This is a genomic window from Peribacillus sp. Bi96 (assembly GCF_918698115.1).
Lineage (GTDB): Bacteria > Bacillota > Bacilli > Bacillales > DSM-1321 > Peribacillus.
The window spans coordinates 37,012-55,226 of record NZ_CAKKLV010000011.1; the positions used below are offsets into that span (position 1 = coordinate 37,012).

Consider the following 18,215-nt stretch of genomic DNA (forward strand, 5'->3'; position numbering starts at 1 on the left):
AGATAAATGACCTTAAGTTGAAGGGAACTGCATGCCATTTCCCCTTAAGATTTACTAGTTAATTAAATGAAGAAATTCAGAAAGTAGGACAATTCATGACAAATTTCATCGACCTTGGCGTCAGCCCGGCGATTAACATGATATTAAAGCAAATAGGAATATCCAATCCAACTCCTATACAGGAGAAAGCGATACCAGATATCCTTGATGGAAGAGATGTCATCGCGAAGGCGCAGACGGGGACGGGGAAGACCTTGGCATTTTTGTTGCCAATCCTGGAAAAAGTTGATCCGGCTGCATCCCACATACAATCACTAATCGTTACGCCAACTAGAGAATTGGCTTTGCAAATCACTGCGGAATTGAAAAAATTCGCTAATGAAATCGAAGAGTTGCAGGTTCTTGCTGTTTATGGCGGACAGGATGTCGAGCAGCAAATGAAGAAACTGACAAGGAATATTTCTGTAGTGGTTGCCACTCCTGGCAGGCTATTGGATCATTTACGTCGAGGCACCATTGATCTATCCCAAACTCAAACACTCGTGCTGGATGAAGCTGATCAAATGCTTCATATTGGATTTTTGCCAGAAGTGGAAGAAATCATGGGACAACTTCCAGATGAACGCCAAACGTTGCTCTTTTCCGCCACGATGCCTGAACAAGTTCATCAACTGGCTAAACGTTACATGAATAAACCATTAACTGCCGCTGTAAAAGCTGAGCAAGTGACGGTCGAACAAATCAGGCAACTTGTCATCGAGACGACCGATCGTGCCAAACAGTCTTCATTAATTACCATAATCAAAGAAGAACAGCCATACTTGGCGATTATATTTTGCCGCACAAAACGTCGCGTTTCAGTTTTGAATGATGCTCTAAAAGCAGAAGGCTTCAATTCCGAAGAACTTCATGGGGACCTATCACAGGCAAAGCGGGAGCGTGTCATGAAAAACTTCAGGGATGCAAAGCTTCAATACTTAGTGGCAACGGACGTTGCGGCACGAGGGCTTGATGTAGAAGGCGTGACCCATGTATTTAATTATGATGTTCCTGAAGATGCGGAAAGTTACATCCATCGAATTGGCCGTACAGGGCGAGCGGGTGAGAATGGCTTGGCTGTAACCTTTATTGCAACGAAGGATCTTCAGCTTTTAGGCGATATAGAAAAAGGGATTTCCATGAAGATCGAAAGAAGGAAGATTGAAGGAGTCACAATGTTCCAACCTGATGAGGTGGGACATAAAAAGAAACGATATGAAGATACTTCTGAAGAGAGTGCCCGTCGACCACGTACAGGAGGGGGAAGACGCCATCGGGAACGGATAGATACGAGAGGACCGAATCGTGGCAGTCACCGCTCTGTAAACCAAACTGACAATCGTGAAATCGAGAGGGAAAAACCACGAGGAGGCCGCTCAGAAGACAGCCGTGGACCCAAACGTGAGGATTCACGGGGAAGCCGTTCGGAAGACAGCCGCGGACCAAGACGAGAGAATCCGCGGGGAGGCCGCTCGGAAGACAGCCGTGGACCAATTCGAGAGAATCCACGGGGAGGCCGCTTGGAAGACAGCCGCGGACCAAGGCGAGAGAACCCGCGGGGAGGCCGCTCAGAAGACAGCCGTGGACCAATGCGTGACAATCCACGAGGAGGTCAAAGAGACAGCCGTAGATCAACTAGTACACAGGGGCCGAGTAATCGCAGGGGTGGATCTGGCAGCAGTCCCAATAGGGGGAGAAACCGGTAAAAGGAGGAGACGGGTGTGGAAAAGCCTTGGTTGGCAGAATATCCAGTTTCCTTAGATCTGGCAGGGAAATTGATCAGGCTACAGTTTCCAGAAATTGAGTTGAAAGAGATCAAGCAACTTGGGGAGGGTTTCGATAATACGGTGATACAAATCAATGGGGAATTTGTATTCCGTTTCCCTCGACGCCCTATAGCAGTTACGTTGATTCAGGTGGAGAATCAGCTTTTGCCTTCAATTGCAGGCACATTGCCGCTTGATATCCCTGAGCCGATCTTTTTTGGGAAACCAAGTACCATCTATCCATATCCATTTACAGGTTATAAAATCGTAAAGGGACATTTACCTGTAGAGGGATCTGTTGCAAATAAGATAGAATCGGCAAAAAGATTTGCCCATTTTTTGAAAGTCCTTCACAGTTTTCCTGTAGAAAAGGCCAGGAATTTAGGTGTGCAGCCTGATGGATTGAGAAGGCTCGATGTATCCTTTCGCCAGAAATCACTAATGGAAAATGTCTCAACGCTATTAAAGCTAGGATACAATGACCAGGCTTATGCGGTTAAAGATTTTGTTGAAAGGCTAGGCGATGTGGATGTTCAACATCCAATTACACTCGTTCACGGAGACATTCATATACGGAATGTTTTACTGAATGACGAGGGTATTCTCACAGGTATCATTGATTGGGGAGATGTCCATATCGGAAACCCAGCCATTGATTTCTCTTTTTTATACAGTTATTTTCCAAAGGAGGCTCGCCAATCCTTTTTTGAGATCTATGGTGAAATCGAAAAGGAAACAGAGTGCTTAGCAAGGTTCAGAGCAATATATATGCTGGTTACATTACTCGTTTATGGCATTGACCGCCATGATGAAGAGCTGATTGCTATTTCGAGTATCGGTTTGAAATTTGCTATAGAAGAATAATTGTTATGCTCTTTTGATGTTAAGGAGGTTAATATGAAGGCGAGTTTTTATCATACAATCACATTAATGGGGAACAAGTTAGATCAAGCTAATATTCCTTACCAATATACAGGTAGATCTGCTCTGTTCGTACAAGGAGTGGATATTGACGAGTATAAGAACATTGACCTGGATGTACAATGGGATGTCTTTAATGAAGCTATGGATCTTTTTTCTGCATACTCCCCAACAAAGCTTGAAAAAAGTCCGGAGACTTCTTCCTTTCTAATGGATGTTGAGGGGGTTTCTGTCACTGTTCGCTGCAGGTTCAACACGACCATTAAAACCGACCCATATCGTTTGTCCATAAAAATGGGGGATATGGAGGTTTGGTGCACGTCATTGTACAGTTATTTATATGACGAAGAAATGAAAAGGTACAGTGACGAGATTCATGCTTATTTATCTGCCGGGCAGCAGGGATTCACGGAGGAAAATGAACAGGCGTGGAACCAGAATAATTATCTGGCGCTTGTCAATCGTTATGGTGATCCCGTAGAATTGGCATCCAAAATAAAGCAAAATCCAAAATGGAGATTGTACCCATTTTATAAATATATGGGAGATGTAACCGGTAAAAAAATTACCCATCTAATGGGGTCGAATGGTGTTAAAGCAGTTGCCCTGTCCATATTGGGAGCCAAAGTGAAAGTTGTCGATTTTTCGCAGGAAAACGCGACATTTGCAAATGAGCTTGCCAATGGGGCCAATGTCTCCATCGAGTATATCGTTTCGGATGTTCTCTCTTTATCATCCGAGCACGAATCAGAAAATCAGGAACTGGTTTTAATGGAGCTTGGTGTGCTTCACTACTTAATTGATCTGGAGCCGCTTTTTGAAAAAATTAAAAGGATGTTGACCCCTGGAGGCCGATTCATCCTGCATGAATTTCACCCCATTTCAACAAAACTCATTACCTCTAATGGTAAAAAGCATAAGATTACGGGCAACTATTTTGCTCCGGCAATCGAAAACAATGTGGTCGCTTTTTCCAAACATATGCCTGATGAAGAAAAAGGGAGCCTTTCAAAAGTTGTACAGCGTAAATGGACAATCGGGGAACTTATAACGGCAATTGGTCAATCAGGGCTTGTCATTAAAGTACTCGAGGAAGAACCGAATCATAAGATCCATGATATTGGTCTTCCGAAAACATATACATTGGTGGCGGAACGGGTATGATCTGTAAGGTGAATAGTTAAGGGACAAGGCTGACTGAATGAGCTTTTTCAGTCAGCTTTTTATTTATTTCATAAGAAAGGGGATGCCGCTTTTCTGCGACATCCCCTTAAAAAAATTAATTTTGGGCCGACCATTCTTCTACATCCCATACTTTTGTAACCCAGTCTTCATAAAAATCAGGCTCATGGCATACAAGGACAATCGATCCTTTATACTCTTTCAATGCACGTTTCAGTTCTTCTTTTGCAACAACATCCAAATGATTCGTCGGCTCATCAAACAATAGCCAATTGCTTTCGGTAAGCATAAGCTTACATAAGCGCACCTTGGATTGTTCACCACCGCTTAAATGGCTCATTGGACGTGTAATATGTTCATTTTTCAATCCGACACGAGCAAGAATAGCACGTACCTGCGGTTGGTCGAGATGCGGGAAAGCATTCCAGACTTCGTCGATTGGTGTCGTATTGCCTGCTTTCACTTCCTGTTCAAAATAAGAAGGAAAAAGGAAATCACCAAGTGATCTTTTACCGCCAAGAGGATCAATTTTACCTAAAATCGTTTTTAACAGCGTTGATTTCCCAACTCCGTTACAGCCGACCACGGCAATTTTTTCTCCTCGTTCGATGGTCATCGTCAACTTCGGAAGCAGCGGGCGGTCATAGCCGATTTCCATATCCTCGCCTTCAAATACATAACGGCTGCTCGCACGAGATTCCTTGAAGTCAAAGGTCGGTTTCATCGCAGTTTCAGGACGATCGATACGTTCCATACGATTCAATTGCTTTTGACGGCTCTTTGCTCGACCGGTCGTTGAGTAGCGGGCTTTATTTTTTGCAATGAAATCTTCCTGCTTTTTAATGAAATCACGTTGTTTTTCATAAGCATTGATATGTTGGTTCTTATTCAATTCAGCAAGCTCAAGGAATTTTTCATAAGTCGCCGTGTAACGGGTCAATTTAGAAAATTCTAGGTGGAAAATGACGTCGACAACGCCGTTCATGAACTCGGTATCATGCGAAATCAATAGAAATGCATGAGGGTATTCCTTTAAGTAGCTGCTCAGCCAGCGGATATGCTCCACATCCAGGTAGTTGGTCGGTTCATCAAGCAGCAGGACTTCTGGTTGTTCTAATAGTAACTTCGCTAGTAAAACCTTTGTCCGTTGTCCACCACTTAGCGCAGAGACATCACGGTCCAATCCAATTGCATCCAGTCCTAACCCGCGTGCCGCCTCTTCAATTTTAATATCCAGATTGTAGAAACCGCCTGCTTCAAGCTTGTCCTGAATTTCACCCATTTGTTCCAGGAGTTCTTCAAGTTCTTCTGGAGTGGCCGTCCCCATTTTCTCGGTTACTTCATTCAGTGCTTTTTCTTGCTCGAACAAAGGTAAGTAGGCATCCCTTAAGACGTCGCGAATCGATTTACCCTTTGAAAGTATCGTATGTTGATCAAGATAGCCATATTCGATACCAGGTGTCCATTCCACCCGGCCTTCATCATGGATAAGCTGTCCAGTAATGATATTCATCATCGTTGATTTTCCTACACCATTTGCCCCGACCAAACCTACATGCTCGCCGGCCATCAGGCGGAAGGAAACGTCCTTGAATAAGGTACGGTCGCCAAAGCTGTGTGCTAATTTATCTATAGAAAGTAAGCTCATTTATATTGAACCTCCCAATTAATTTGAAAAAATCCCTACGTTTCATCATACTAAAATCTGAACGGGATTGCTATCTAATCTATTAATTTACATATATGACCTTGGGCACATTCCCACCCATTAGGTAAATTTTGAGTAGGAAAGATGATTTTTTCATGATGAATAATGGGGAGCTGTGCTTTATCGCCCTGTCCTAAATTATATGCGATAATAGAGGAATCAGTTTAAAAGGGAAAGGATGTTACTATGAGTAAAACAGTCGTACTGGCCGAGAAGCCATCGGTCGGAAGAGATATAGCAAAAGTGTTGAATTGCGGGAGAAAGGGCAATGGTTTCTTTGAAGGCGATCAGTATATCGTCACTTGGGCTTTAGGTCATTTGGTGACCCATGCCGATCCGGAAACGTATGATGAAAAATATAAAACCTGGCGTTTAGAGGACCTGCCTATGTTGCCGCCGTCTTTGAAATTAGTCGTGATCAAGCAATCAGGCAAACAATTTCAATCGGTTAAAACACAATTGAACCGCAAGGATGTCAAGGATGTCATCCTTGCCACAGATGCAGGCCGAGAAGGGGAACTTGTTGCACGCTGGATACTTGAAAAAGCGAATGTGAAGAAGCCAATCAAGCGGCTTTGGATTTCCTCTGTAACGGATAAAGCAATCAAAGATGGATTTAAAAAGCTGAAGGATGGCAAGGAGTATGAAAATCTATTTGCCTCTGCTGTAGCACGGGCCGAAGCGGACTGGATCGTTGGAATGAACGCGACACGTGCCCTTACAACCAAGCACAATGCGCAGTTATCGTGCGGCCGGGTCCAAACGCCGACACTTGCGATGATTGCCAAAAAAGAAGAAGAAATAAAACAATTCCAGCCAAAGAAATACTATGGCGTATCGGCAACGGCAGAATCCAATTTGCGCCTAATCTGGCAAGATGCCCAATCAAAAGATATCCGTACATTTGATAAAACCAAGGCAGAGAAGGTTCTTGCGGCAGTGAAGGGGAAAAAGGCAGAAGTGGTGGAAGTGAACAAAGCCGATAAGAAAAGTTTTGCTCCTTCTTTATATGATTTAACGGAACTTCAACGGGACGCCAATAAGAAATTCGGCTATTCGGCGAAAGAGACGTTATCAATCATGCAGCGCTTGTATGAAAGCCATAAAGTCTTGACTTACCCAAGGACGGATTCACGCTTTTTATCAACGGATTTGGTTGATACGCTAAAAGAAAGATTACAGGCTGTCAGCATAAAACCATATGCCCAGTATGCTTCGAGAATCCTGCGCAGCCCGATTAAGGCCAATAAATCGTTCGTGGATGATAGCAAGGTTTCGGATCACCATGCAATCATCCCGACTGAGCAAACGCCGCTGCCGGGAAAACTGAGCGACAAAGAATCTAAAATCTATGATTTGGTCGTTAAAAGGTTCCTTGCCGTATTGATGCCACCCTTCGAATATGAGCAAACGACCATCACCGCCAAAATAGGGCAGGAGACGTTCATGGCAAAAGGAAAGGTCGTCCTGAAATCCGGCTGGAAGGAAGTCTATGATCACCAGTTTGATGAGGAGGAAGCTAAAGATGGCCTTGCAGAGCAGCTGCTTCCGACCGTTCAAAAGGGTGACAGTTTAACCATTTCGGCTGTGAAACAAACCGATGGTGAAACAAAGCCGCCAGAACCCTTCAATGAAGGATCACTCCTATCCGCGATGGAAAACCCTGCTCGTTTCATGGCAGGGGAAAGCAAAGAACTCATCAAGACCCTTGGTGAGACTGGCGGGATCGGAACAGTGGCAACGCGTGCTGACGTTATTGAAAAACTGTTCAATAGCTTCCTGATTGAAAAGAGAGGGAAGGGCCTTCATGTAACTTCAAAAGGAAAGCAACTCCTCGAGTTGGCACCTGAAGACCTACGATCACCAGCTTTGACAGCTCAATGGGAGCAAAAGTTAACAGCCATTGCAAAAGGAAAGCTACCAAAACAGGCTTTCATCGGCGATATGCGTACCTATGCGAAAAACATCGTTCATGAAATCAAAAATAGTGACCGGAAATTCAAGCATGATAACGTGTCAGGAACAAAATGCCCGGATTGCGGCAAGCTGATGCTTGAAGTGAATAGTAAAAGAGGAAAAATGCTTGTCTGTCAGGATCGTGAATGTGGCCACAAAAAAGGTGTTTCACGTGTAACAAATGCAAGATGTCCACAATGTCACAAAAAGATGGAAATGCGCGGTCAAGGAGAAGCGCAGACATTCACATGTAAATGCGGTTTTCATGAAAAACTTTCTTCTTATAATAAACGAAGAGGACAAAATAAAAATCAAAAAGTATCAAAAAATGAAGTCTCCAATTATATGAAAAAGCAAAATAAAGAAGAGCCGATCAATACTGCCTTGGCGGATGCGTTGGCCAAACTTAAATTCGATAAATAAGAGAAAGAGCCCTTCACGTTTAGCATAAATGTGAAGGGCTCTTTTTCTATATATCACTGCTTCGACTAAACTTCATTCAGTACGGTGCCATGTAATTCATATTCAAGTGTGTTGTCCATTTTTAGTGTGTGATTATCCGAATCTACTCGTATGAGTGTACTGAATGGCTGCTGATCACCTGGACTGAAAATCGCTTCATCATTCTCAGCGTTCCATCGGCTGTAAATACTCATGATCAGTATCTTCCTCCTTTGGATGAGAAGAGTAGTAATTCCCATTTTGATTAGCATCTAACACTTCAATTGACTCTAACGCTGATCACCGGGACTAAACACCGCTGCGTCATTCTCCTTGTTCCATTGGCCTCTGATTGTACTCATGCACATCATCTCCTTTGGTTGAGAATGTCTTACAGTATTTATATACCCGGGTGGGACAAGTTCAAACATTTATTTCAAAAATGATTAAATGATATATTCGATGTAACAATGTCCATTTCACGCCGACTGGAGATCTGATCAAGCAATTCTATCGTAATTACGAGAATACGCGGCTCCAGTTCCTTCAGAACGAGTGTGATTTCGTTCTTTTATCTGTGTGCCACGTTTTACTACTTTTTTAGCCAAAAAGAAAAGCACCTCCAAACAATGAAAAGTTTTAGTGAATAGAATCACCATTGTTTCCAATGTTCAGAAGTGCTTTTATCCGACATACGTGATACAGCCTTTTTCAGTTAAGCCAAAAGAAAAACCCTGCTATAAAACGGCTTTAACCGCACTATAACAGGGTCTTCCATACATTAGCGTCCCAGATAGGAATCGAACCTACGACCTACAGCTTAGGAGGCTGTCGCTCTATCCTGCTGAGCTACTGGGACATATAAAAAGTCGACGACTTATTTATTATATTTCTTATAGGCAAACTTTTCAAGCTAATAGCTTGTACTTATGAAAAAATTTCATCATTAAAGCTTAACTGGTGATAAAGTACAGTCCAATAAAGTTTGGTGAGGATGGGTACCAACTCTTTATATTCCTTTTTTTGTGTTAATTGGGATACTTTATTATTCAATACTTTTCTGGTACTATTATGCTAGAAAAAAATAGGAGAATGATAGTGGGAAAATACAGAGTTTTAAGCATAGCAGCATTGCTGGGGATGTTCATTTTACCTGGATGCTCACAAGGGGTTTTAGATAAAATAGGTAAAAAGACGGCTGCACCGATTACGGAAGAGAATATTGAGGTGGCTGCTGCAGCGGAGAATGATGCCAAAATCGATTCGGAGGATGAAGCAAGTCCTGAGCGAATCGATACGAGGAACTGGATAAGGGCCGAGTCCACGGTTCAGCTTCCGATATTGATGTATCATAGCATATCTGAAGGTAATAACCTTCGGGTGCCAAAAGAGGAATTCCGAATGCAAATGGCTTGGCTTCGGGAAAATGGATACCATACATTATCCCCTAATGAAGCATTTCACGTTTTAACCGAAAATCGAATGCCAAGTGAAAAGTGTGTCTGGATTACTTTTGATGATGGGTATACAGATAACTACACGGAGGCTTTTCCTATATTAAGAGAATATGACATGAAAGCGACCATTTTCATGATTGGGAAATCCATTGAAAAAGGTCATCACCTGACGGAAGGTCAAATGATGGAGATGAGCAGAAATGGGATTTCCATCGAAAGTCATACAATCAACCATCTTGAGCTGAACCGGATGACCCCAGAGCAGCAAGCAGTCGAAATGGTCCAGTCAAAGGATTTATTCGATCGAATCCTCCATCAGGACACGACAGTACTTTCGTATCCAGTTGGTCGGTATAACGAAGAGAGTCTCAGGCTGTCGGAAGAAGCTGGATACAAGATGGCAGTTACGACCGAACCTGGCGGGGCCTCCGGTGATCAAGGTATGTATGCCCTGCATCGCGTTCGGATTTCACCCGGATTATCGGTTGGTGGGTTTGCGTCACTGATTGAAAATGCTACAAATCATTGAAGAGGGACAGGGCATTTTGGAGCCAGTCAGAAAAATCATATAATAATAGATTCTTACATGGTGTATAATGAAAAGCAGTGAAAATTACATACATATGAGCGATTTGGTGTCTTAATGACTTAAAAGGGAAGCTGGTTGAATGCCAGCGCGGTCCCGCCACTGTATATGGGAGTTAACGGCTGTGAACCACTGTATGAGATATGGGAAGGTGCCGTTGACGATAACCATGAGCCAGGAGACCTGCCAAGATTCGTACACCTATAACCTACGCGGATGGGAAGGTGTGTGGCAGACCCTAAAGAGTCCGTAATTATATTGTTGCCATACAAGCATCTTCCGTTTAACGGGAGATGCTTTTTGTTTTGATGCGCATCTTCGTTTGAAGGAAGCGCTATTTCATAGGTGGGAAAAACTAAATAAAAAGATTGTGGGGAATGAAAATGAAGAAAATTTTTGGTCTGATACTGGTGTTATTACTGACTGCAGGTATGATCGTTGGTTGCAGCGGGGGATCTAATGACGGAACGGAAAAGCAGCAAACGAATCATGCTCAACACCAAGCTTTCCCGATTACGATTAAAGATGCAACGGGTGAAAAAGTAACGATAGAAGAAAAACCGAAGAAAATCGTTACGTTGATACCAAGTAATACGGAAGTGGTATTTGCTCTTGGTTTGGGTAAAAAGGTTGTTGGTGTTTCCGACAATGATAATTACCCGGAAGAAACGAAAGAAATCGAAAAAGTTGGCGGAATGGAAATGAATACGGAGTTGATTGTTTCCTTAAAGCCTGATCTTGTTCTTGCCCATGCATCCAGTGCCCATAATTCAAGTGAGGGATTAAAGCAGATTAAGGATGCTGGAATAGATGTCCTTGTAGTCAATGATGCACAAAGCTTCGACGAAGTGTATGAGTCTATCGATATGATTGGACAGGCAACAGGAGAACATGATAAGGCAAAAGAAATCATTACCGATATGAAAACGAAGCTGAAGGCTTTATCTGAAAAAGCCAAATCCGTAAAGGAAGCGGATAGAAAGACCGTTTTAGTGGAGGTTTCGCCGTCTCCGGAAATATATACACCTGGAAAAAATACATTCATGAATGAAATGCTTCAAATGATTTCAGCGAAGAATGCAGCGGCTGAATTGGACGGTTGGGCAAAAATTGATGAAGAGTCGATGATTGCTGCAAATCCGGATGTCATTATTACAACGTATGGTTATTATACAAAAGATCCAATCAGTGAAGTGACCGGCAGAAAAGGATGGCAAGACGTAAAAGCTGTTAAGAACGGCCAAGTCTTTGATGTCCAGTCTGACTTGGTGACACGTTCCGGTCCACGCTTAATAGAGGGAGTAGAGGCACTTGCCAAATCAGTCTATCCGAACGTATTTGACAAATAAAGGGACGTTTGCTTATTTGATTGCGTTATTGTTTTTACTTTTTGCTTGTACGATTGGCATTTCCTTTGGTTCGGTGCCAGTACCGATTCCAGTACTTATACAAATAATCGGCAAAGAGATTTTTCATTTACCGCTTTCCGTTGATCCGGATGTGATGCTGACGAATATCGTGATGAACATCCGCTTGCCGCGTGTATTGCTTGCGGGTTTGGTTGGTGCTTCACTTGCGATTGCCGGTGCGGCATTTCAGGGATTGCTCCGGAATCCGCTCGCTGACCCTTACACATTAGGTATATCATCAGGAGCATCAGTGGGAGCTGTATTGACCTTATTCTTGAATATATCACTGCCATTCATCGGTTTATATACTCTTCCGGTATTGAGTATCTCATGTTCCGTGATCACGATTTTCTGTGTATTGGCTTTTGCAAAAAAAATGGATCGATCGATGAAGGTGGAAACGATCATATTAACCGGAATCATTTTCAGCTCGTTTTTAAGTGCCTTCATTTCTTTGATGATTGCGTTGACGGGTGAGGAATTAAGGCAAATCATTGGCTGGCTCATGGGCAGCGTTTCAATGCGTGGTTGGACGTATATCGCGATCATTTTGCCGTTTTTTATCATTGGTTCACTGATCTTGCTCATGAATACAAGTGAATTGAATGCGATGACTTTCGGGGAAGACCGGGCAAAACACTTAGGTGTGAATGTGCAGCGGCGAAAAATGTGGATCTTGATTGCTGGTTCGATATTGACAGGGGCAGCCGTTGCAGTTTCCGGGACGATTGGCTTTGTAGGATTGGTCATTCCTCATTTGGTCCGTAGGATTTGGGGGCCAGACCATAAACATTTGCTTCCGTTGTCTTTGCTGATAGGAAGCGGATTCTTGATTCTGGCGGACCTTGTCGCACGGACGATCATAGCCCCATCGGAACTGCCGATCGGGGTCATCACTTCACTTATCGGGGCACCGGCATTTGCGCTGATTTTATTAAAGAGACGGAGAGTGGGTAGGACGGATGCTTGAAGTAAAAGGGTTAACAGGTGGATATGGCAATAAAACCGTTTTAGACTCTGTCTCATTTGACGTACATAAAGGGGAGTTATTCGGAATTCTAGGTCCAAATGGCAGCGGGAAAACGACGCTTTTGAGCATGCTCAGCGGGGTGCTCGATTATAAGGGAGGAAGCATACGGATAAGGGGAAGGGATTTGAAGGATTATTCGTCAAAACAACTTGCACAGGTCATTGCGGTGCTTCCTCAACATTCCTCATTAGCTTTTTCTTATACAGTAAAAGAGACGGTCTCACTTGGGCGCTATTCCCATCAAACAGGTTGGTTCCATAGTTGGTCAGCAGAAGATGAAACGATTGTCCAACGGGTGATGAATCAAACGGGGGTGGCAGATTTTCAGGATCTTCAATTTGAACGATTATCAGGTGGAGAGAGACAGCGGGTCTTACTGGCGCAGGCACTTGCCCAGGAACCAGAAATTCTTTTTTTGGACGAGCCAACGAATCACTTGGATCTTTCCTATCAAAAGGATCTTCTTGATTTAATGAGGAAAATGGCAAAGGAGCAAGAGTTAACCGTTATTTCAATATTTCATGACTTGAATTTGGCTGGATTATATTGTGATCGGCTTATGCTGCTTGAAAAAGGTCAAATTCAAGTTATTGATGTGCCGAATGAAGTGCTCCAACAGGACCGGATTCAGGGTGTATATCAGACGACGATTGAAAAACATCCGCATCCCGCTCTTCCAAAACCGCAGATGTTCATCGTTCCGGAAATGCATAGCAGTGATACTGCCCCTATGGAAATCGATGAATCATATCTGACAGTTGGTCCAGAAATGATTCAATTGAACTCTCCGATCCCATTAAGAACGATGTCTTCTGGAGTGACTGGTTCGGGGACGGGCTGGCATCGATATTTCGTGAATAGGCACGTCCATCGCGATTATAATTGCGAGGATCACCTTGTTGAAATGGCGGAATATTTAAGAACGCAAGGTTTTGAACCGCAGGAAACGGTAGGGATGATGACGGCAGTCTTTCTCGATACGGTTGTTTTCAAGTTTTTAAGAGGTGAAAATTTCTCGGCTTTTATCATCGTTACGGCTGGAGTGGGGAATGCCATCGACGCTTCTTTAGCCGACCGACATTCTTGGAGTTCGACTCCGGGAACCATCAACACATGGATATTCGTAAATGGTCACTTGGCAGAAGAGGCGTTCATCCACAGCATTGTTACCGCGACCGAGGCTAAAGCAAAGGCTCTTCATGATTTACATGTCTTGGATAAGGTAACAAATACATGTGCAACAGGAACATCGACTGACAGTATTTTGATTGCGGCAACTCAAAGAGGGGCAAAGCTTCACTATGCAGGCACCATCACTCCGCTAGGTAAGCTGATCAGCCGTGGTGTATATGATTGTACCGTAGAAGCGATAAAGAAAAATCGGAAACGGATTGAGGAACTATGATATACCATCACCTTTTTGCCGTTACACTGGCGTTTTTCCTTGACTTATTAATAGGTGATCCGCCAAATTGGCCGCATCCTGTAAAATGGATTGGAACGATGATAAGCAAGTTGGATCGGGCATTCAATAAAGGTAGATCTAAGAAACGTAATGGGCTTTTCATGTTGATGATCGTATTAAGTGTGGTGATTGTGGTTACAGGTCTAACCGTCTATTTAGCATACCGAATCAATCCGCTTGCGGGTATACTTTGGGAAGCTGTCGTCGTTTCTACTACGATTGCTCAAAAAGGCTTAAAGCAAGCAGGGTTGGATGTTTGCCATCCGCTGAATGAACGGGATTTTCCTGAAGCGAGGCTAAAGCTTTCCTATATTGTAGGCCGTGATACAGCAGATCTTGATGAATCCGAAATAGTCAGGGGTACAGTAGAAACCGTTGCTGAAAATACGAGTGATGGTGTCACTGCCCCAATGTTTTGGGCAGCGATTGGCGGTGCACCGCTCGCGATGATGTATAGGGCAATTAATACCTGTGATTCGATGGTGGGTTACAAAAATGATAAATATGCTCAATTTGGCTGGGCTTCAGCAAAGCTCGATGATATCGTAAACTGGATTCCCAGTCGCCTCACGGGGTTCCTGATGCTGCTTAGCTCGAAATCCAGCTATCACGGATTGGGTGGCAGATGGAAGATTTTAATCAAAGATGCGAAAAAACATCCAAGTCCGAATAGCGGGTGGTGTGAAGCGGGCGTTGCTGCCATTTTGGGCGTGCAGCTTGGCGGTCGGAATATGTACAAAGGAGTTGTTTCTGACCGTGCGAGGATGGGAGTTCCACTTGTTCCATTAGAAGCAATACATATACCGAAATCGATTACCATCATGCATCGGTCTTCTTTTGTATTTTTACTGATGCTTTGGCTAGGGGGGCTTACTATTGTCATTACCAACTCATGGCTCTAATCCGCATTATCTTTACGAAGCGCTGGAAATTGAAATGCCTGAAATTGTTCTTGATTTCAGTGCGAACATTAACCCATTGGGCCCTCCTTTACGCATAAAGGAACGGTGGACGGAATTTTTCGATGGAATCCTGCAATACCCAGATCCACATGCCGTTGAACTGACAAAATCAATTGCAAAAAAAGAAGCACTTCCAGAGCAAGCCGTTTTAGTAGGAAACGGCGGTGCAGAAATAATCATGTTGGTAGCGAACAAGTTAGCCAACAAAAAGGTGTTGATCATTCAGCCGGCGTTTGCGGAATATGCAGAAGCTTGTTTGGCAGCAGGGTGTGAGGTCGATTTTCATCAGCTTGAAGAGCCTGAGTGGCAACTGGATTTGGATCGCCTGATACCTCGATTATCAAATTATGATGCAATTTTCTTATGTACGCCTAATAATCCTACAGGGGTTTCATTTAAGCGGGATGACGTTAAGGAATTAATCAATGAATGCCAAAAAGCGGATTGCCTAGTTGTCATGGATGAGGCTTTCTATGATTTTACGGAAGACTCCTTTTCTTATGCATCTTTAATCAACCAATTTCCACATTTACTCATTCTAAGATCGATGACTAAAATCTTTGCAATTCCGGGTTTGAGAATAGGCTATTTGCTTGCGGCACCGGACATCATAAAACGGGTAAAAACTTATAAGCCGCATTGGAGTGTCAACCATGTAGCGTTGGAAGTAGGGAAGATCTGTCTTGCAGAAGAAGCATATATGAGAAAAACGAGAGACTATATACAATTGCAAAAGCAAAAACTTTTCCGGTTTTATGAAGAGCAAGGGTTGATTGTCTCCAATAGCACGGTTAATTTTTATTTAGTCAAAGATGAATCCTTATCCCTTTTCCCTTTTTTGTTGAAAAAAGGAATCGTTCCGCGCCATACCTATAATTTCCCGGGTTTGGATGGATTATGGCTCCGATTTGCAGTGAAGAGTGAACGTGATAACGAAGCACTGATGGAGGGGGTAAGACAGTGGAGAAAGCAAGGCTCTGTTTTATAACCGGGGGTGTCCGAAGCGGGAAAAGTGGTTTCGCGGAAAAAAAAGCCCTGGAATATGCACTCCAAATGAATGGCCAATTGCATTACCTCGCTTGCGGCCGTGTCAGTGATGCTGAAATGGGGGAACGCATTCTTCGGCACCAAAAAGATAGAGAAAACAGCCCGATTGCCTGGAGGACATCGGAATACGCAACGGATATTACAAGAATCGGGGCTGATATTAATCAGGATTCGATAATCCTGCTCGATTGTTTGACAACCCTTCTTGATAATGAACTATTTGGCCCTGGTATTCCGCTTGAAAAGGAATTTTTACATAGCGTTTTTATAAAAATATTAGACGGGATCAATGAGATCAGAAAACAATCCAGTTGTTTAATCATCGTGAGCAATGAATTGGTTCAGGAACCGATTTTTCAAAATGATTTCCTCCATATATACGGAAAAACACTAGGGTTGCTTCATCAAGCGATCGTCGGTCAGGCTGATGAGGCTTATCTTGTTGAATCGGGTATTCCATTAGTGATGAAAGGGTGCATGCAGGTATGAACGGTGTAATCGGATTTCTAATTAACCTGCAGTTCTTTACGGTTTTTCCGATAAAGAAGCAGCTTCCGATGGAGAAGAAATATATTCATAGTGCCATTCAAACCTTTCCGTTCGTCGGTCTTTTGCTAGGCTTGATATTGGGCGGTGTTTTATATGCATTAGTGGAATGGACCCCTTTGTCATCCCTTGCAATTGCGTTTGTCCTTTGGTTTTTGACGATGGCGTTAACGGGGGGCTTGCACCTCGATGGGTGGATTGATGCCAGTGACGCTTTTTTTTCCTATCAGGATAAAGAACGCCGATTGGAAATCATGAAGGATTCCAGGACAGGTGCATTCGGTGTCATCTCCGTCATCGTTCTATTGGCTGCCCGATTCATATTCATTTATGAAATTGTCGAACGGGTCAATGAATGGACATACTTCTTGATTATTGGCCTTCCATTCTTAAGCAAATGTGTGATGGGTTATTTACTTAGCCGGATGCCACTGGCTAAAAAAGAGGGGCTGGGTGCTTTCTTTCAAAGTGCTGTAAAGAAAAGCAGTTTGCCTATTTATTGGCTATACCTCCTTGTATGCCTTGCGATTGCTTGGATCATCGATTTTAAGCTTATCACTTTATTTTCCATCATGTGTCTGGCTGCGCTGTTCTTCCTATTTTATATAAAACGTAAAATCATCAGTTGGTTCGGTGGGATAACAGGGGATGTACTGGGTGCATCAGTGGAAGGGGTTGAGCTTTGGTTATGGCTGATACTGTGGCTATTACACTACTTCGCCATGGGCTGACGGAAGCAAATGAGCGAAAATCCTATTTAGGCTGGACGGATTCTCCATTAAGCATCGAAGGAGAAAAGGAAATTCTGTTCTTGAGGGGTTGTTACCCAGTATACGAAAAAATTCATACGAGTGATTTGCCTCGTTGTGTGGAAACCGCAAAACTGTTGTTTCCAGAAGTTGTTCCGGTCAAAAACCCTTCGTTCCGAGAAATGAACTTCGGCAATTGGGAAGGACGAACGTACGATGAGTTGAAGACAGATGGCGATTATCTTAATTGGTTGGAACGCCCCATGGCGGCAATGGTGCCTGGGGGTGAAAGCTATCCGGGGTTTTCCGAACGTGTTCAAAATGGCTGGAACCAATTGATTGCCAGTGAGGAAAGTCATTATGCACTAATGACCCATGGAGGGGTAATACGTGAATTACTGGTCCGCTATGCCCCGATGGAAAAGTCCTTTTTTGATTGGAGTATTTCTCACGGAAAGGGATATGAGCTCATATGGGAGGACCGGGACAGTTTAAGGAGGGGTGAACGGTGCACTTCGTTACAGGCGGCGCCTATAATGGGAAAACGAAATGGGTAAAGGAATTATATGGTTTGGAAAATAAGGCCCTTTGGTTATCCGGTTATCGGAAAGAACAGCCGGAAATGTTTGATTTTCAAGGTAATACCGTCATATTGCAGGGGTTGGATGCATGGATTCAACAAGATGCCGAAACGATGGATACAGATTCGATTCGAATAAGATGGAAGGAAATCATGGCTGACTGGCGAATATGGGAGAAGGAAAGGGATGAAAACATCTGCATTGTGATCGGTTCTGATATATCGAAAGGTATCGTCCCGATGGAAGCAAGGGATCGCCGATGGCGCGATGCCTGCGGATGGGTATTTCAAGATGTAGCATCCTTATCAACGCGTGTTGATATCATTTGGTATGGAATTAACCAGCGAATAAAATAGAGGAGGTAATTGGG

At 43.4% G+C, this 18,215-nt stretch carries 16 protein-coding genes, 1 tRNA gene and 1 riboswitch; of the genes, 14 read left to right on the forward strand and 3 right to left on the reverse strand.

Features of this window, described 5'->3' with window-relative positions:
• The first annotated feature begins 95 nt into the window (after positions 1-95).
• The 3 genes from LQ203_RS14735 to LQ203_RS14745 are packed head-to-tail and all read left to right on the forward strand — an operon-like array spanning position 96 to position 3,890.
• Positions 96-1,745: a DEAD/DEAH box helicase gene (locus LQ203_RS14735; RefSeq protein WP_230159133.1), complete on the forward strand. Its 1,650-nt coding sequence runs from the start codon at positions 96-98 to the stop codon at positions 1,743-1,745.
• Between the two features lie 15 nt (positions 1,746-1,760).
• Positions 1,761-2,669 (forward strand): phosphotransferase, encoded by a 909-nt coding sequence (locus LQ203_RS14740; RefSeq protein ID WP_230159134.1) that lies wholly within the window; start codon positions 1,761-1,763, stop codon positions 2,667-2,669.
• Positions 2,670-2,702: 33 nt separating this feature from the next.
• The gene (locus LQ203_RS14745; protein ID WP_230159135.1) at positions 2,703-3,890 is read left to right on the forward strand and encodes a methyltransferase domain-containing protein; all 1,188 of its coding nucleotides are present in this window, start codon (positions 2,703-2,705) and stop codon (positions 3,888-3,890) included.
• A gap of 115 nt (positions 3,891-4,005) precedes the next feature.
• Here the strand turns inward: LQ203_RS14745 and LQ203_RS14750 are convergent, their stop codons facing one another.
• Entirely contained in the window at positions 4,006-5,556 is a 1,551-nt protein-coding gene (locus tag LQ203_RS14750) for an ABC-F family ATP-binding cassette domain-containing protein (RefSeq protein ID WP_230159136.1), read from the reverse strand.
• A gap of 246 nt (positions 5,557-5,802) precedes the next feature.
• On the opposite strand from LQ203_RS14750, the gene LQ203_RS14755 reads away from it, so the two are divergent.
• Positions 5,803-7,995 (forward strand): DNA topoisomerase III, encoded by a 2,193-nt coding sequence (locus LQ203_RS14755; RefSeq protein WP_230159137.1) that lies wholly within the window; start codon positions 5,803-5,805, stop codon positions 7,993-7,995.
• Positions 7,996-8,060: 65 nt separating this feature from the next.
• Here the strand turns inward: LQ203_RS14755 and LQ203_RS14760 are convergent, their stop codons facing one another.
• Both LQ203_RS14760 and LQ203_RS14765 read right to left on the reverse strand, forming a co-directional pair.
• Positions 8,061-8,228: a hypothetical protein gene (locus LQ203_RS14760; protein WP_230159138.1), complete on the reverse strand. Its 168-nt coding sequence runs from the start codon at positions 8,226-8,228 to the stop codon at positions 8,061-8,063.
• 570 nt (positions 8,229-8,798) lie between these two features.
• Positions 8,799-8,872, reverse strand: a tRNA-Arg gene (locus tag LQ203_RS14765).
• A gap of 239 nt (positions 8,873-9,111) precedes the next feature.
• Between LQ203_RS14765 and LQ203_RS14770 the strand changes: the two genes are divergently transcribed.
• From LQ203_RS14770 to LQ203_RS14815, 10 genes are all read left to right on the forward strand, one after another.
• Entirely contained in the window at positions 9,112-9,999 is an 888-nt protein-coding gene (locus LQ203_RS14770) for a polysaccharide deacetylase family protein (RefSeq protein ID WP_230159139.1), read from the forward strand.
• A gap of 87 nt (positions 10,000-10,086) precedes the next feature.
• Positions 10,087-10,262: riboswitch (cobalamin riboswitch) on the forward strand.
• A 177-nt stretch (positions 10,263-10,439) separates the two neighbouring features.
• On the forward strand, positions 10,440-11,405 hold the full coding sequence (locus tag LQ203_RS14775) for an ABC transporter substrate-binding protein (RefSeq protein ID WP_230159140.1): 966 nt from the start codon (positions 10,440-10,442) through the stop codon (positions 11,403-11,405).
• On the forward strand, positions 11,368-12,435 hold the full coding sequence (locus LQ203_RS14780; protein WP_230159141.1) for an iron ABC transporter permease: 1,068 nt from the start codon (positions 11,368-11,370) through the stop codon (positions 12,433-12,435). Before LQ203_RS14775 ends, LQ203_RS14780 begins: the two co-directional genes overlap by 38 nt.
• The gene (locus tag LQ203_RS14785) at positions 12,428-13,900 is read left to right on the forward strand and encodes a heme ABC transporter ATP-binding protein (protein ID WP_230159142.1); all 1,473 of its coding nucleotides are present in this window, start codon (positions 12,428-12,430) and stop codon (positions 13,898-13,900) included. The genes LQ203_RS14780 and LQ203_RS14785 overlap by 8 nt, the downstream gene beginning before the upstream one ends.
• Positions 13,897-14,862, forward strand: a complete 966-nt coding sequence (gene cbiB, locus LQ203_RS14790; protein WP_230159143.1) for an adenosylcobinamide-phosphate synthase CbiB — start codon at positions 13,897-13,899, stop codon at positions 14,860-14,862. The genes LQ203_RS14785 and cbiB overlap by 4 nt, the downstream gene beginning before the upstream one ends.
• Positions 14,837-15,910, forward strand: coding sequence for a threonine-phosphate decarboxylase CobD (gene cobD, locus LQ203_RS14795; protein WP_230159144.1), 1,074 nt, complete (start codon positions 14,837-14,839; stop codon positions 15,908-15,910). The genes cbiB and cobD overlap by 26 nt, the downstream gene beginning before the upstream one ends.
• On the forward strand, positions 15,883-16,458 hold the full coding sequence (locus LQ203_RS14800; RefSeq protein WP_230159145.1) for a bifunctional adenosylcobinamide kinase/adenosylcobinamide-phosphate guanylyltransferase: 576 nt from the start codon (positions 15,883-15,885) through the stop codon (positions 16,456-16,458). The genes cobD and LQ203_RS14800 overlap by 28 nt, the downstream gene beginning before the upstream one ends.
• Positions 16,455-17,246 carry an adenosylcobinamide-GDP ribazoletransferase gene (gene cobS, locus LQ203_RS14805; protein ID WP_230159146.1) on the forward strand — a complete coding sequence of 264 codons (792 nt, stop codon included), beginning with the start codon at positions 16,455-16,457 and terminating at the stop codon, positions 17,244-17,246. Before LQ203_RS14800 ends, cobS begins: the two co-directional genes overlap by 4 nt.
• Positions 17,204-17,821 carry a histidine phosphatase family protein gene (locus LQ203_RS14810; protein WP_230159147.1) on the forward strand — a complete coding sequence of 206 codons (618 nt, stop codon included), beginning with the start codon at positions 17,204-17,206 and terminating at the stop codon, positions 17,819-17,821. The genes cobS and LQ203_RS14810 overlap by 43 nt, the downstream gene beginning before the upstream one ends.
• Positions 17,773-18,201 carry a bifunctional adenosylcobinamide kinase/adenosylcobinamide-phosphate guanylyltransferase gene (locus LQ203_RS14815; RefSeq protein WP_230159148.1) on the forward strand — a complete coding sequence of 143 codons (429 nt, stop codon included), beginning with the start codon at positions 17,773-17,775 and terminating at the stop codon, positions 18,199-18,201. The genes LQ203_RS14810 and LQ203_RS14815 overlap by 49 nt, the downstream gene beginning before the upstream one ends.
• The last annotated feature ends 14 nt before the right edge of the window (positions 18,202-18,215 follow it).